The following is a 14933-nucleotide window of genomic DNA, read 5'->3' on the forward strand; positions in this document are numbered from 1 at the left end:
TCGGTTCCTCTCACTTGCGCAGCAGGGTCAGGGCCCGCCGCAGCGCGGGGTCGCGCCCGGCGGCGGCGTCCCGCGAGGTCAGGGGCACGTAGTGGTCGGGCGGCACGCCGATCCTGTCGACCACCTCGCGGGCGGGGCCGAGGTGGTGGCGGGCGGGGAAGCTCAGCACGGTGTTGTTGCCGAGCAGGTACGGCTCCGCCGGCCCGGAGATCACCCCCGCCGTCCTGGTGCCGACCAGGGTGCCGATCCGCAGACCCTTGACGGCGGAGCCGACGTGCTCGCACGCCGAGGCGCAGCCGCCGTCGATGAGCACGGCCAGCGGCAGGTTCACCAGCTCCACGGTGTCGTCGGTGCGGAAGGACTCGCAGGTGCCGTCCGCCGCGCACTGGTAGCCCGTGACCTTGCCGTGGACGAACGCGCTCAGCAGCCGGACCGCCTCAGTGGGGTTGCCGCCGCCGTTGCCGCGCAGGTCCAGCACGACACCGGTGAGCGTCCGGCCCCTGCGCAGCCGGGCGATCGCGTCGAGCGCCCGCTTCGCCGCGTCCGGCCCGAACCCGCGCACCCGCACGTAGGCGACGTCGCCCTCCAGCCTCGACCGGACCACCTGCAAGGCGGCGAGATCCCGCTGGTAGAGGCCCGGTCGGAGGGTCACGGTCCAGCGGCGGCCGGTGCTCTCCCGCAGCAGCCGCAGCCGCACCGGGCGGGCCTCCGGATACTGGGGCTGCAGGGCGGTGATCGCGGGGGCGACGGCCGTCCCGTCGATGAAGGGCGCCGAGCCGTTGACCGACTCGATGACGTCACCGGGCCGCACCCCGGCGGCCCGGGCCGCGCCGCCTTGCACGGCGGTGACGAACAGCGGCGGCAGGGCCGGGCTCTCCGGGCCGTCGGCGCTCGCCTCCAGCCCCAGGCCGTAACCGTCGCCGTCGTAGTAGTCGGGGGGCCGCTCGACGTCGTGCGCCCAGCGCGCGTGGTTGTCGTCGAGGGCGGCCACCATCGCTTCGAGGGTGACCACGGCCAGCTTGTCGCGCAGGCCGGGCACCTGGTCGGCGAGCTTGCGGTAGACGGTCTCGAACGCGGCCCAGTCGGCCTTCCTGTCGCCGGTCAGCGCCGGCATGACGGCGTCCGGCAGGTCGCGCCCGTCACGGTTGAGCTCCCGCGTCAGGGCGGCGAACCCGGCCGTCAGCAACGCGCGGGCGTCGAGCGTGGCGGCGCCGTAGTAGTGGGTGAGGATGCAGAAGTACGCCTGCTCGACGACGTCGATCGTGGTCGGCGTCTCCGCTCCGGGGGCCGTCTGGGGCCGTGCGCAGGCCGTACCGGCCGCGCTGCCCGCCTGGCCGCGCGGCGGGGCGGGCGGCGAGCAGGCCGCCGCCAGGAGCAGGGCGAGCCCGGCCGCCACCGTCCTCGCCCTCATGACGGGCGCCTCCTGATCCACCAGAAGGACAACCACGTCAGGGCGAGGGTGAGCAGCGCGTAGATGCCGGTCTCGATCCACTGCAGCGGCCAGAAACGCTCCAGCGGCTGGTACGTCGCCCGCTGCCGGTAGCCGAGCCGGTTGATCTCCACCATGCACGCCTCCCCGCCCTGCGGCCCGGCACCCGACAGCGCGCAGGGCCCCGACGTGGTGGAGACCGGGATGGGCGCGTGCTCGCCGGCGGGCGCGACCGTCCGCCCCGACGAGTCGACGAGCGCGCTGGACAGGACCCACGAGCCCGTGTGCCCGGGGATCGCCGACGTCAGGATCACCGAGAAGACGCCGTCGCGGCTCATGCTCAGCCCGTCCACGTTCCCCTTGCCGATCTCGAAGGAGGCCGTGACCGGAGGCAGCAGGTGCGGCCTGACCAGCAGCGGCACGGCGACCTGGACGGCCGCGAAGAGGGCCAGGGTGAGGGCCATCGCGGGCAGGGTGCGGCGCACCAGCATGCCCACGGTGACGCCGAGCGCGAAGGCGAAGGCCGCGTACCCCAGGGGGGCGATCCCGCGCGCGCCGAACACCAGCGGGTCCATCAGCGCGAACCCCTCCGGCGCCGACTGGTCCAGCGGCCCCGACCACCAGGTGACGGCCAGGCCGCTCACCCCGGCGGCGGCCGTGGCGACCAGGCCCGTGAACCCGAGCTTGATCGCCAGCCAGCGGGTCCTGGTGATGCTCTGGTTCCACACCAGCAGGTGCGTGCCCGCCTCCAGCTCGCGGGTGATCAGCGGCGCTCCCCAGAAGAGCCCCACGAGGGCGGGCAGGATCAGCACCACGAGCGTGCTCGCCAGGAACGGCAGCTCGTACTCGCCGAAGAAGCGGTCGTAGAAGCCCACGCACTCCTCGCCCCGCGTGCAGGAGGCGATGCCGGTCGCGTAGTCGTTCGCCAGCCGCGAGCCGGTCGTGAGCAGCACGGCGGCGAGCAGCACGAGCAGGGTCGCCGTCATCACGGCGGCGCCGCGGAACTGCCGCCAGGTCAGCCAGATCATCGCTGCGCCTCCAGGCGGGAGTGGTCCATGTAGGCCAGGACGAGGTCCTCCAGGCCGAGCGGGCTCGCGGTCCAGGCGGGGCCGAGGCCGGGCAGGTCGCCGTGGACGACGAAGGTGCTCTGCCGCTCGGTGTGCCGGGCGGAGACGACCTGCCCGTCGAGGAGCGGGGCGGCGGGGTCGTGGCGCGGGCCGGTGAGGCGGTGGTGGCCGGCCAGCAGCTCTTCTGTGCGCCCGATGACCTGGACGCGCGACTCGACGAGCACGATCAGGTAGTCGCAGGTGCGTTCGAGGTCGGAGACCAGGTGGGAGGAGAGCACCACGCTGAGCCGGTGCTCGGCGGTGGCCTCCATCAGCCCTTGCAGGAACTCGCGGCGGGCCAGCGGGTCGAGCGAGGCGACCGGTTCGTCCAGGATGAGCAGGTCGGGCCGCTTGGCCAGACCGAGCGTGAGCGCGAGCTGGGCGCGTTGCCCGCCCGACAGCCGGCCGGCGCGCTGGCCGGGGTCGAGGCCGAGCGCGGCGATGCGGTCCCGCGCCAGCGCGGCGTCCCAGCCCGGGTTGAGTCGGGCGCCGAGCCGCAGGTGCTCGGCGACGGTCAGGGCCGCGTAGACGGGGGTGTCCTGGGCGACGAAGCCGACCCTGGCCAGCTGCGCGGGGCCGGCGGCGGGCCGGCCGCCCAGGACGTCGATGCCGCCGGTCGTGGGCTCCAGCAGGCCGGTGGCCAGCTTCAGCAGCGTGGTCTTGCCCGCGCCGTTGGGGCCCACGAGGCCGGCGACGTGGCCCTCGGGGATGTCGATGGTGCAGTCACGCAGGGCCCAGCGCCTGCCGTACCTCTTGCCGAGCCCGTGAGCTTCTAAGACGGCGGACATATCCGCCCCCTTTCTCCATTTAACTAGTGTCCTAGCACTTTAGGAACACAGTTGTATGGAGTGGGTAAAGAGGCGTCAGAAGGACGGGGCCGGCGGCGCCTTGGGAGCGGCTGGCGCCTTCGGAGCGGCCGGCAGCCGGAAGCGGGCGGGCAGCAGCGGCTCGCACGCCCGCACCGCCGCCCCGTACTTCTCGGACAGGACGTCCACGGGCTCGCCGTCGATCCGCAGGTTGATCGGCCCGTCCTCCGAGAGCGTGACCTCGGGGAAGCCGGGCAGGCCGTGCGAGCGCATGCACGCGGTGAACGCCCTGCCGTCGTCGGCGCCGGGCAGCGAGGTCAGGCCCGCGGCGAGGGCGACACCGGCCAGGAGCAGCTTTCTGATCATCATGCCTCCGGGTGTGGTTGCTGTGGGGATCAGGCAAGCCGGAGCCCGGTTACACGGCGGTGACGGAGATGGTTACCCCGCTGTAACCCCGGTGGCGGGCATCCTGGGGATCATGAGGGTGTTGGTGGTCGAGGACCACGAGGAGCTGGCCCTGACCGTCGCCGCGGGCCTGCGCCGCGAGGGCATGGCCGTGGACGTCGTGCTGGACGGGCCCGGCGCGCTCGAACGCGCCTCGGTCCACCACTACGACGTCATCGTGCTCGACCGGGACCTGCCCGGCCTGCACGGCGACGAGGTGTGCCGGTCGCTGGCCGCCTCCGGGCACCCGGCGCGGATGCTGATGCTGACCGCCGCCGGGACGATCGACGACAGGGTCGCCGGGCTCGGCGCCGGCGCCGACGACTACCTGCCCAAGCCGTTCGCCTTCGCCGAGCTGGTCGCGCGGATCCGGGCGCTGGCCAGGCGGGCGCAGCAGGCCCTGCCCACCGTCCTCGTCCGCGGTGACCTGCGGCTGGACCCCGCCACGCGGATCGCCACCCGGAACGGGCACCGGCTGCCGCTGAGCCCCAAGGAGTTCGCCGTGCTGGAGCTGCTGCTGGCCGCGCAGGGCGCGGTGGTCTCCGCCGAGCAGCTCCTGGAGCGCTGCTGGGACGAGTTCGCCGACCCGTTCACGCAGACCGTGAAGGTGACGGTCAGCCGGTTACGCCGCAAGCTCGGCGACCCGCCGCTCATCGAGACCGTCCCGCAGGCCGGGTACCGGATATGAGGCGGACCGTCCGGCTGCGCCTGACCGCGCTCTACGGCGGGCTGTTCCTGATGGCCGGCGTCGTCCTGGTGGTGCTCATCTACCTCCTGGTCAGGTACTCCCCCTTCCCCGCCCCTCCGGCCGCCCCCGACCCTCTCGGCGGGCTGTCCGTGCCCGAGCCCCAGCCGCCGCGGCCCGACACCCTGAGCAGGCTGCTGGTCAACTCGCTGATCGCGCTGGCCGTCATGGCGGGCGCGGCGGCGGTGCTGGGCTGGGTGACGGCGGGGCGCGTGCTGCGCCCGCTCGGCGAGATGACCGCCACCGTACGGCGCATCACGGCCGACCGGCTGGACCGGCGGTTGGCCGCCACAGGGCCCGACGACGAGCTGAAGGGGCTGGCCGACACGTTCGACGCACTGCTGGACCGGCTGGAGGCGGCCTTCACCGCGCAGCGCCGGTTCGTCGCCAACGCCTCACACGAGCTGCGGACGCCGCTGACGTTGCAGCGGGCCATGGCCGAGGTCGCGCTCGCCGACCCGGACGCCGACGCCCAGGCGTTGCGGGGCGTGCTGGAGCGGGTGGTGGCGGCGGGCAAGCACCAGGAACGGCTCATCGAGGCGCTGCTCGTGCTGGCCCGCAGCCAGCAGGGCCTCGACCAGCGGCAGCCGCTCGACCTGGCCGAGATCGCCGCCGAGGCCCTCGACCCGCACCCGGGTATCGACCTGGAGACCGACCTTCGTCTCGGCCCCGCGCCTGCCTCGGGTGACCGGGCGTTGCTGGAGCGCCTGGTCACGAACCTGATCGACAACGCCGTCCGGTACAACGTGCCCGGCGGCCGGATCGAGGTGGAGACGGCCACCCGCGCCGGCCGCGCCGTCCTGCGGGTCGCCAACAGCGGCCCGGTGATCCCGCCCGAGCAGGCCCACCTGCTCACGCAGCCGTTCCAGCGCCTGGAGGGCGGCAGGAGGGCCGGCCGTGACGGGCTCGGGCTGGGCCTGTCGATCGTGGCCGCCATCGTCGAGGCCCACGACGGCACGCTGGACGTCACGCCGCTGCCGGACGGCGGGCTCGACGTCACCGTCACGGTGGGCCAGGCGCTCAGTTCGTCAGCGTGAGCGGGTTGACGAGGTCGGCGTAGACGAGCAGCCCCGCCATGATCATCATGACGATCGCGATCGCGTACGTCAGCGGCAGCACCTTCGCGATGTCCACGTAAGCGGGCTCGGGCCGCCGCATGATCCGGGCGAAGCCCCGCTTGATGCCCTCCCACAGGCCGCCCGCGATGTGCCCGCCGTCGAGCGGGAGCAGCGGGATGAGGTTGAACATGCCGATCGCCAGGTTGAAGCCCGCCAGTAGGTTGACGAAGATGGCGACCTTCTTCTCCGTGGACAGGTCGGAGGCGAGGATCTCGCCGCCCATGCGGCCCGCGCCGACCACGCCGACCGGCCCCTCGGGGTCGCGCTCCTCGCCGGAGAAGGCCGCGTGCCAGACGCCGACCATCTTCTCCGGCAGGTTGATCAGCGAGCCCGCCACCCGGCCGGTCAGCTCGCCCATGTAGCCGATGACCTGGCCGATGCTCTGCTGCTCCATGACCTCGGTGGGCAGCACGCCGAGGAAGCCGACGTTCTTGTCGATCTTCTCGGGGTTCTCCAGGTTGGGGCGGTCTTGGGCGATGAGCGTGACGTTCAGGGTCATGGGCTTGCCGTCACGCACGATGCCGACCTTCACCGGGCCGGGGCCGTGGGAGCGGATGAGCCGGGTGGCGTCCTCCCACGAGCCGATCCGCTCGCCGTTGAAGCTCACCATGCGGTCGCCCGGCTTCATGCCCGCCTGCGCGGCCGGGGTCGGCTTGTCGGTCGCCTTGCACTGCGTGCGCTGCTCGGAGATCGGGATCACGCACGTGTTGGTGTCGGGCGAGACGATCGGCGCCCAGGTGGGCAGGCCGATGCCGACCAGCAGGATGGTGAAGAAGATGAAGGCGAGCACGAAGTTCATCGCGGGGCCGCCCGACATGATGATGACCTTCTGCCACCACTTCTTGCGGTAGAAGACGCGGTCTTCGTCGCCCGGCCGCACCTCCTCCTGGGCGGCGTCGCGGGCCGACTCGATCAGGCCCTGCCACGGGCCGGTCGCCGTGCTGCGCAGCTTGCCCGGCTCGTCGCCCGGGCGCGGCGGCAGCATGCCGATCATGCGGATGTAGCCGCCGAACGGGATCCACTTGATGCCGTACTCGGTCTCGCCCTTGCGCCGGGACCACGCCGTCGAGCCGAAGCCCACCATGTACTGGGTCACCTTGACACCGAAGATCTTGGCCGGCACCAGGTGCCCGATCTCGTGCAGCGCGATGGAGACCATCAGGCCGAGGAGAAAGAGGATGATCCCCACGACGTAGAGCCAGTTCATCTAGGCGCGCTCCCCGGCAGACGACAAGGACAGACGAAAGGACCGACAGCCCCAGAGTAGTCGAACTCCCCACGCGTCATGGCGTACTGCTTTTCCCGGCATTGACAGCGTGCGGTCGCGCGATCACTCTGGGAGACGACGGAGGGGGACGTCTTGATCCGCATACTGATCGCTGAGCATTTGCCGCTGGTGCGCCGGGGTTTGCTGGCCACCCTCGGGGCCGAGCCCGACCTGCGGGTGGTCGCCGAGGCCGGCCGCGCGGAGGAGGTGGTGCGCGCGGCGCTGTCGTCGGAAGCCGACGTGGCCGTGGTGGACCTCGACCTGCCCGGGCCGCCGATCCTGCGCGACCTGGCCGAGCAGGTGCCGCGGTGCCGGGTGCTGATCCTGTCGGCCGCGCCCAACCCCGGGCAGGTGCGCGCGGCGCTGTCGGGGCCGGCACTCGGGTTCATGAGCTTGTGCGTGCCGCCCGAGCGGCTGGCCGAAGGGGTGCGCCAGGTGGCCGCCGGCCGGCAGGCCATCGAGGCGGAGCTGGCCGTGGCCGCGCTGCAGAGCGCGTCCAACCCGCTGACCAGGCGGGAGCTGGACGTGCTGCGCATCGCGGCGGGCGGGGCCCGCTCGACGGAGATCGCCGACGAGCTGTTCCTGTCGGTCGGCACCGTGCGCAACCACCTGTCGCGCATCATGTGCAAGACCGGGGCGCGTAACCGGCTCGACGCCGTGCGCATCGCCAGCGACTGCGGCTGGTTGTGAGCCGGTCTGATACGGGCGGTTGACGGGACCCGGTGGAGCCGCGCCGCTCCGCCGGGGCCCGAACACCTAGAGAATGGCAGCACCGCCGAGCCCGCTGCCAGTGACCGCCATCACGACCGGCCCATGTGAAACGTCACGGGTGTGCGTAGGGAACGGGCGCGGGGGTCACGGGCGCCAGATGAGGACCAGCGCGCAGTCGTCGTTGTGGCCGGACGCCATGGCGTTGACCAGCGCCCTGGCGCCGTCGCGGAAGCCGGAGGGCAGCAGCCGCTCCGCCTCGCCCAGCAGCCGGTCGAGGCCGGCGTCGATGTCGCGCCCCGGCTGCTCGATCAGCCCGTCGGTGTAGAGCAGCAGCGCGTCGCCCTTGCGCAGGGTGCCGCTGTCAGGCTCGCAGTGCAGGTCGGGCACCACGCCCAGCACCACGCCCTTGGCCGAGGCGACCTGCCAGTTGCCCGTGCCCGCGTCGAACTTCACCACCGGCGGATGCCCCGCCGAGGTGATCGTGTAGTCGCCCGTGGCCAGGTCGAGGCGCACGTGCACCGCCGTCACGAACCCCTCGTCGCCCCGCTGCCGGTGCAGGTAGGCGTTGCACGCGGGCAGGAAGTCGTCGACCGAGCCCAGCAGCCCGCCGAACGTGCCCGACAGCAGCAGCGCCCGCGTGCCCGCGTCGACGCCCTTGCCCGACACGTCGACCAGGGCGATCTCGACGGAGTCGCCGTCGCGCATCGAGACCAGGAAGTCGCCGCCGAACGACGAGCCGCCCGCCTGCTTGAGCACCACCTTGCCGCCCCAGTCCTTCGGCAGCGCGGGCAGCTCGCCCTGGCTCCTGAGCCGGTCGCGCAGCTCCAGCAGCATGGCGTCACCACGCAACCCCTGCACGCCCAGCTTGCCCCTCGTGCGGGCCATGAGCACGGCGAGCACGGCGGTGAACACGATGGTCACGGTCAGCCCGAGCCCCACCCGGCCCGCGCCGAGGTGCGCGGCGACGTACCCGAGTGCCGCCCCGACCCCCACGAGCAGCTTGACCAGGCTGGCCAGCCGGAGCTGGAGCCCGCCGATCAGAGTGACCAGGATGAGCAGGGACGGCGAGAACCACTCGTTCGAGACCTCGGCGGCGAGGAACCCGATGACCAGCGCCACCACGATCAGCGTGATGAGCAGGTTGCGGTCGCGCGCCAGCAGCACCTGCCGGACGAACCGCACGACAGGCACCAGACCCGGCACCCGCACCAGGGCGGCGCGGACCCGTGGCGGGATCAGCGGCGCCGGACGGGAACTCATGATGCGCCTGACTGTATCGGTCTGACCCGTGTTTGGGCAGCCCACTTGACCAACGCCTTGATCATTAAGGCCGTATATTGGGTGGCCGTCCCCCTTTGCCCGCTCCTACCGTGGACGAATGACGTATCCCATCCGCCCGATTGACGAGTCCGAGTGGACCGCCTTCGCCAGGGTGAACGAAGAGGCGTTCGGCTGGACGCCCCACCCCCAGCAGGCCGAGCGGTACAAGGCACAGACCGAGTTCGACCGCACCCTCGCCGCCTTCGACGGCGACACCATCGCCGGAGTCACCGCCGTCTTCAGCCTCACCATGACGGTCCCCGGCAGGCAGCTCCCCGTCGCGGGCGTGACCGCCGTCAGCGTGCTGGCCTCCCACCGCCGGCGCGGCGTGCTGTCGTCCCTCATGCGCCGGCAGCTCAACGACATCCGCGAGCGCGGCGAGTCCGTCGCCGCCCTCTACGCCTCGGAATCCCTCATCTACGGCCGGTACGGGTACGGCAGGGCGGCCTCCGAGCTGTCCTTCACCATCGACAAGCACCGCTCCGCGTTCGCCCCCGGCGCGCCGCAGGACCCCTCGCTCCGGCTCAGGGTCGTCGTCCCCGCCGAGGTGCGCGGTGACCTGGAGAAGCTGTTCGCCGCCGTCGTCACCCGGCGCCCCGGCCGCTACGAGCGCAGGCCCGAGTTCTGGGACTCCGTGCTCGCCGACGAGGAGCACGACCAGCGCGGCAACGGACCGATGCGCTCCATCGTGGCCGAGGACGACCACGGCGTGCGCGGCTACGCCCTGTTCCGCATCAAGTCGTCCTGGGACGAAGCGGGCATCCCCAACGGGACGTTGAAACTGCAGGAGCTGGAGGCCGCCGACCCGGCCGCCTACGCCCTCCTCTGGCGCAGCGTCCTCGACCGCGACCTGGTCTCCAAGGTCGAGACGTACGGCAGGCCCGTGGACGACCCGCTCATCGCGCTGCTCGCGGACACCCGCCAGCTCCGCGCCCGCTGGGCGGACGAGCTGTGGGTACGCCTCGTCGAGGTCGACCGGGCGCTCGCCGAACGCGCGTACGCGGCGCCCGTGGACGTGGTCATCGAGGTCGAGGACGACGTCTGCCCGTGGAACGCCCGCCGCTGGCGCCTCACCGCGGACCTGACCGGGGCCGAGTGCAAGCCGGTCGACGAGGAGCCGGACATCACGCTGCCGGTGGCCGCGCTCGGATCGGCGTACCTGGGCGACGGCATGCTCGGCGAGCAGTTCGAGGCGGGGCTCCTGCGCGAGCACTCCGCCGGCGCCGTCCACCGCCTCGCCACCGCCCTGTCCTGGAGCCCCAAGCCGTGGGCGGGGCTGACCTTCTGACGTAGGCTCGACGGTATGGCGCTGCAGAGCTTGCAGATCACGGCGGTCGTCGCCATGCGCGCCCGCGATGTGTCGCGCCCGTCGAAGGAGCAGCAGGAGGCCGCCGACCGGCGGCCCCTGCGCGACGAAACGCCCAGGCGCGACTCCAAACGCAAAACCTGACCTCGCCCGCGCGTGCACCGCCCCGCGCACACGCACGGCCCGTTGCCGCACGGGCGCGAGCACGGCGCGGCGCGAGCACGGCGCGGCGCGAGCACGGCGCGGCGCGAGCACGGCGCGGCGCGAGCACGGCGCGAGCGTCGCCCCCTCCTCTCCCCCAAAAGGACCGCAACCCCTTGCGGCGGGAGAGGCGCGCACCAGGAAGCGAGCGCAAGCGCCACGACCGCCAGCACGAGCGCAGCGCACTCAGGACGCAGACGCGGCACCGCACGGCGCGGCACCGCACGGCGCGGCACCGCACGGCGCGGCACCGCACGGCGCGAGCATCGCCCCCTCCTCTCCCCTAAAAGGACCGCAACCCCTTGCGGCGGGAGAGGCGCGCCAGGAAGCGGGTGCAGGCGCCGCACGGGCACGGGCGCGGCGATGCCTCGGGGCGGACGGTGGGGTGGCGCCTTGGCGGGCGCCTCCGGTGGGAGGGCCCGCGAAGGCGCGAGTCGCCGCGCCACGACCCGAGCGCGGCGCCCAAGAAGGGCCGCGGCCCCATAGGGCGGAGGTTAGGGCAGGGAGGGGAGTTGGCCGATCGTCTCGTACGTGGTGAGCTGGGCGATCCGCCGGCTGTGCCGCTCGCTGCCCGAGAACGACGTGCCCAGGAAGACCTCGACGAACCGGGTCGCCTCGTCGAGCGAGTGCATGCGGGCACCCACGCTGACGACGTTGGCGTTGTTGTGCTCGCGGGCCAGCCGGGCCGTCTCCTCGCTCCAGGCCAGGGCCGAGCGGATGCCGCGGACCTTGTTGGCGGCGATCTGCTCGCCGTTGCCGGATCCGCCGATGACCACGCCGAGGCTGCCGGGGTCGCCGGCGACGCCTTCGGCGGCGCGCAGGACGAACGCGGGATAGTCGTCCTCGGCGTCGTAGACGAAGGGACCGCAGTCGGTCACCTCGTGCCCGTGGTCCTTCAGCCAGGACACCAGGTGGTTCTTGAGCTCATAGCCGGCATGGTCGGCACCGATGTAGACACGCACCCGCCCAGTCTTCCACAGCCCCGCCGATCAGGCTCGCCCGCTAGAGTAAGGGCCCGTACCGCAACCCAGTCCTTACATCGCGAAAGCAGAGAGCCATGCGAGAGATCCGCGTCATCGGCGATCCCGTCCTGCGCACGCCCGCCGAGCCCGTGACGGACTTCGATCGGGAGCTGCGCCGGCTGATCGAGGAGATGTTCCAGGCCATGTACGCGGTCAACGGCGTCGGCCTCGCGGGCCCGCAGATCGGCGTGTCGCGCCGGCTGTTCGTCTACGACATCGCGGGCCGCAAGGGTCACGTGATCAACCCGCTGCTGACGGTGGACGACCCGGAGGACGTGCTCGACGAGGAGGGCTGCCTGTCGGTGCCCGACCGGCGTACCCGTCAGCCGATCTACGCGACGGTGGCCCGCGCGGCGGGCGTGACGGTCGAGGGCGTGGACCGGCTGCAGCGTCCGGTGCGGGTGAAGGCGCGCGGCTCGCTGGCGCGTTGTTTCCAGCACGAGACCGAGCATCTGGACGGCAAGCTGTACGTCGATCGCCTGCCGCGAAACGAGGCCCGCGAGATCATGTTGAAGGCATAGCTTGGCGGCATGAGCGTACTTTCCGGAAAGGGCGCAGTGGTCACCGGCGGCTCCCGGGGCATCGGGAAGGCCATTGTGGAGCGGCTGGCCGCAGACGGCGCGCAGGTCGTCTTCTGCTACCAGAGCTCCGACGAGGCCGCCGAGCAGGTGGCGAAGGAGACGGGCGCGCACGCCGTGCGGGCCGATCTCGGGAGGAAGGAAGACCTGGAGCGGCTGTTCGCCGAGGCGGAGGCGCGGCTGCCCGGGGTCGACATCCTGGTCAACAACGCCGCCACCGCCGAGGCGCAGAAGCTCATCACGGACATCACCGACGACGACTACGAGCGGGTGTTCGCGGTGAACACGCGGGCGGTGTTCCTGGCGATCCAGTGGGCGTCGCGGGTGATGCGCGACGGCGGGCGCATCGTCAACGTCTCGTCGCTCAACACGCAGGTGCCGGCGCCGACGCTGGCGCTCTACTGCGGCAGCAAGGGCGCGATGGAGCAGTTCGCCAAGGTGGCGGCGCGGGAGCTGGGGCCGCGCGGCATCACGGTCAACGTCGTCTCGTCGGGCGCCACCGACACCGACATGCTGCGGGGCGCCAACCCGCCCGAGGCGCTGGAGAGCACGCCGGCGATGACGGCGTTGCAGCGCCTGGGCAGGCCCGACGACATCGCGGCGGTGGTCGCGTTCCTCGCCGGGCCCGACGGGCGGTGGGTCACCGGCCAGAATGTCCTGGCCACCGGCGGCCTGCTGCTGTGAGCCCGGTGGTGCCGGCCTGAAGGCCCTGCCGGCGTCCGCCTCCGGGCCCGGTGGCGTCAGAGCTGCAGCGACTTGACCTCGAGGTATTCCTCCAGGCCGTGCTCGCCCAGCTCGCGGCCCACTCCCGACTGCTTGTAGCCGCCGAAGGGCGCCATCGGGTTGAACCGGCCGCCGTTGATCGACACCTGGCCGGTGCGCAGCCGCCTGGCGACCGCGACCGCGTGCTCCTCGGTGGCCGCCCAGACGGCGCCGGCCAGGCCGTACTTGGTGTCGTTGGCGATCTCGACCGCGTTGTCCTCGGTCGTGTACGGGATCAGCGCGAGCACCGGCCCGAAGATCTCCTCCTGCTCGATCGTCATCCCCGGCTCCACGGCCGCGAACACGGTGGGCTCGACGTAGTAGCCGCGCTCGTGCGGCCGCTCGGTGCCGCCCGCCACCAGCCGGGCGCCCTCCTCCTGCCCCCGGTTGACGTAGCGGATCACGCGGTCGCGCTGGGTCGCCGACACCAGGGGGCCGATCTTGGTGGACTCGTCGAAGGGGTCGCCGACGCGGTAGCCGCGCGCGGCCTCGACGGCCAGGTGCACGGCCTCGTCGTACTGGTCACGCTGGACGATCATGCGGCTCCACGCCGAGCAGGTCTGGCCGGCGTTGACGAAGCAGTTGGCCACCCCGACCTTGACGGCCAGGGGCAGGTCGGCGCCGGGCAGGATGACGTTGGCGGACTTGCCGCCGAGCTCCAGCGCGACCCGCTTGACGGACTCGGCGGCCAGCGCGGCCACCCGGCGGCCGGCGGCGGTGGAGCCGGTGAAGGAGACCATGTCGATCTCGGGGTGGGCCGCCATGGCCTCGCCGACGACCGGGCCGCGCCCGCTGACCAGGTTGAACACGCCCGGCGGCAGGCCCACCTCGTCGAAGATCTCGGCCAGCGCGTACGCGGCCAGCGGCGCCACCTCACTCGGCTTGAGCACGACGGTGCACCCGGCGGCCAGCGCGGGGGCGACCTTGCACACGATCTGGTGCAGCGGATAGTTCCACGGGGTGATCGCGGCGACGACGCCGATGGGCTCCTTGACGACCAGGGAGTTGCCGACGCGCGACTCGCGCGGGTGGCTCTCGGCGAGCCGGGCGTAGGAGGCGAGGACGCCGGCCGGCATGAGCGTCTGCACCCTGAGTGCGAAGCCGAGCGGCGCGCCCATGTCGGTGGCGATCGTCTTGGCTATCTCGTCGGAGCGCTGTTTCAGCAGGTCGGCCGCGTGCGCGAGGAGTTTGCCGCGTTCGGAGGCGGCCGTCTCCGACCAGGCGGGGAAGGCTTTTCTGGCTGCTGCCGCGGCCGCTTCGACATCGTCGGGAGAGCCCGCGGGCACCCGGTCGATGATCTCTTCGGTGGCCGGGTTGACGACGTCGATGGAGTCGTCGGATGCCGAAGCGGTCCAGGAGCCGCTGATGTACAGCTGACGCATAGGCCCATCCTGACAGTGACCCGGGTCACAAGGCGAGGGCTCATCCTGAGCCGGGGATAAGCCCTTTCCACCGCCACCAGCTTTATTACTCCGGCGTATCAGTCGAACTGGGGACGCTTGGTACGGGTGCGCTTCAGCTCGAAGAAGTCGTCGTACTGGGTGACCATGAGCACGCCGTCCCACAGTTTGCCCGCGTCCTCGCCGCGCAGGATCTTGGTGATGACGGGGCCGAAGAAGGCGTTCTCGCCGACGCGGATGATCGGGGTGCCGACCTCCTGGCCGACCAGGCCGATGCCCTCGTCGTGGGAGGCGCGGATGACGTCGTCGTACTCGTCGGAGTGCATGGCGTCGGCCAGGCTCGGCTCGAGCCCGGCGTCCTCCAGGGCGCCCTCGATGACCTCGCGCAGGCGCTCGGGGTCCTTGATGCCCTGGTTGTGCAGGCGGGTGCCGAGGCCGGTGTAGAGGGGGCCGATGACCTGCTCGCCGTGCTTGGCGGCGGCCGCGGCGACCGTCCTGATGGACCCCATGGCCCTGGCGGCGCGCTCGAGGTAGTCGGCGGGGACGTCCTTCTCCTGGTTGAGGAAGTAGAGGGACATCATGCGCCAGCGCGGCTCGATGGGGCGGACCTTCTCCACCTCCAGGAGCCAGCGCGAGGTCACCCACGCGAACGGACACGAGGGGTCGAACCACAGGTCCACGGGAATCTTCTCAGTCATGTCTGCCCGTAACCTGAGGT

Annotated in this window: 16 protein-coding genes; 7 read left to right on the plus strand and 9 right to left on the minus strand. The window is 72.2% G+C overall.

The features are described from left to right. Nucleotides 1–10: 10 nt before the first annotated feature. From KIS93_RS20520 to KIS93_RS20535, 4 genes are all read right to left on the minus strand, one after another. A complete protein-coding gene (locus KIS93_RS20520; protein ID WP_080046128.1) occupies nucleotides 11–1411 on the minus strand; it encodes a S41 family peptidase in 1401 nt (466 codons plus the stop codon). Then, nucleotides 1408–2457, minus strand: a complete 1050-nt coding sequence (locus KIS93_RS20525; RefSeq protein WP_080046127.1) for an ABC transporter permease — start codon at nucleotides 2455–2457, stop codon at nucleotides 1408–1410. Before KIS93_RS20525 ends, KIS93_RS20520 begins: the two co-directional genes overlap by 4 nt. Beyond that, nucleotides 2454–3323 (minus strand): ABC transporter ATP-binding protein, encoded by an 870-nt coding sequence (locus tag KIS93_RS20530; protein WP_080046126.1) that lies wholly within the window; start codon nucleotides 3321–3323, stop codon nucleotides 2454–2456. Before KIS93_RS20530 ends, KIS93_RS20525 begins: the two co-directional genes overlap by 4 nt. A 75-nt stretch (nucleotides 3324–3398) precedes the next feature. After that, complete coding sequence (locus KIS93_RS20535) at nucleotides 3399–3710, minus strand: hypothetical protein (RefSeq protein ID WP_080046125.1); 312 nt, start codon at nucleotides 3708–3710, stop codon at nucleotides 3399–3401. Nucleotides 3711–3819: 109 nt separating this feature from the next. Between KIS93_RS20535 and KIS93_RS20540 the strand changes: the two genes are divergently transcribed. Further along, the gene (locus KIS93_RS20540; RefSeq protein ID WP_080047609.1) at nucleotides 3820–4473 is read left to right on the plus strand and encodes a response regulator transcription factor; all 654 of its coding nucleotides are present in this window, start codon (nucleotides 3820–3822) and stop codon (nucleotides 4471–4473) included. Next, complete coding sequence (locus tag KIS93_RS20545) at nucleotides 4470–5567, plus strand: sensor histidine kinase (RefSeq protein ID WP_080046124.1); 1098 nt, start codon at nucleotides 4470–4472, stop codon at nucleotides 5565–5567. Before KIS93_RS20540 ends, KIS93_RS20545 begins: the two co-directional genes overlap by 4 nt. On the opposite strand, the gene KIS93_RS20550 is transcribed toward KIS93_RS20545, so the two are convergent. Beyond that, nucleotides 5551–6855, minus strand: coding sequence for a M50 family metallopeptidase (locus KIS93_RS20550; protein WP_080046123.1), 1305 nt, complete (start codon nucleotides 6853–6855; stop codon nucleotides 5551–5553). The genes KIS93_RS20545 and KIS93_RS20550 overlap by 17 nt on opposite strands. 153 nt (nucleotides 6856–7008) lie before the next feature. Between KIS93_RS20550 and KIS93_RS20555 the strand changes: the two genes are divergently transcribed. Further along, a complete protein-coding gene (locus tag KIS93_RS20555; protein WP_080046122.1) occupies nucleotides 7009–7605 on the plus strand; it encodes a response regulator transcription factor in 597 nt (198 codons plus the stop codon). Nucleotides 7606–7770: 165 nt separating this feature from the next. On the opposite strand, the gene KIS93_RS20560 is transcribed toward KIS93_RS20555, so the two are convergent. After that, nucleotides 7771–8886: a PP2C family protein-serine/threonine phosphatase gene (locus KIS93_RS20560; RefSeq protein ID WP_080046121.1), complete on the minus strand. Its 1116-nt coding sequence runs from the start codon at nucleotides 8884–8886 to the stop codon at nucleotides 7771–7773. Between the two features lie 118 nt (nucleotides 8887–9004). On the opposite strand from KIS93_RS20560, the gene KIS93_RS20565 reads away from it, so the two are divergent. Together KIS93_RS20565 and KIS93_RS20570 are read left to right on the plus strand one after the other, a co-directional pair. Further along, nucleotides 9005–10234 carry a GNAT family N-acetyltransferase gene (locus KIS93_RS20565; RefSeq protein WP_080046120.1) on the plus strand — a complete coding sequence of 410 codons (1230 nt, stop codon included), beginning with the start codon at nucleotides 9005–9007 and terminating at the stop codon, nucleotides 10232–10234. Between the two features lie 15 nt (nucleotides 10235–10249). Next, the gene (locus KIS93_RS20570) at nucleotides 10250–10396 is read left to right on the plus strand and encodes a hypothetical protein (protein ID WP_155129358.1); all 147 of its coding nucleotides are present in this window, start codon (nucleotides 10250–10252) and stop codon (nucleotides 10394–10396) included. 551 nt (nucleotides 10397–10947) lie between these two features. On the opposite strand, the gene KIS93_RS20575 is transcribed toward KIS93_RS20570, so the two are convergent. Continuing rightward, entirely contained in the window at nucleotides 10948–11415 is a 468-nt protein-coding gene (locus tag KIS93_RS20575) for a ribose-5-phosphate isomerase (protein WP_080046119.1), read from the minus strand. A gap of 95 nt (nucleotides 11416–11510) precedes the next feature. Between KIS93_RS20575 and def the strand changes: the two genes are divergently transcribed. Next, entirely contained in the window at nucleotides 11511–11996 is a 486-nt protein-coding gene (gene def, locus KIS93_RS20580; RefSeq protein WP_080046118.1) for a peptide deformylase, read from the plus strand. A 9-nt stretch (nucleotides 11997–12005) separates the two neighbouring features. Then, nucleotides 12006–12737, plus strand: a complete 732-nt coding sequence (locus KIS93_RS20585; RefSeq protein ID WP_080046117.1) for an SDR family oxidoreductase — start codon at nucleotides 12006–12008, stop codon at nucleotides 12735–12737. A 56-nt stretch (nucleotides 12738–12793) separates the two neighbouring features. Here KIS93_RS20585 and KIS93_RS20590 read toward each other — a convergent pair whose 3' ends face one another. Both KIS93_RS20590 and KIS93_RS20595 read right to left on the minus strand, forming a co-directional pair. Next, nucleotides 12794–14197: an aldehyde dehydrogenase family protein gene (locus tag KIS93_RS20590; protein WP_080046116.1), complete on the minus strand. Its 1404-nt coding sequence runs from the start codon at nucleotides 14195–14197 to the stop codon at nucleotides 12794–12796. A 98-nt stretch (nucleotides 14198–14295) separates the two neighbouring features. Beyond that, entirely contained in the window at nucleotides 14296–14913 is a 618-nt protein-coding gene (locus tag KIS93_RS20595; protein ID WP_080046115.1) for a mycothiol-dependent nitroreductase Rv2466c family protein, read from the minus strand. Between the last annotated feature and the right edge of the window lie 20 nt (nucleotides 14914–14933).

The organism is [Actinomadura] parvosata subsp. kistnae (assembly GCF_900323885.1).
GTDB classification, from domain to species: Bacteria; Actinomycetota; Actinomycetes; order Streptosporangiales; family Streptosporangiaceae; genus Nonomuraea; species Nonomuraea composti.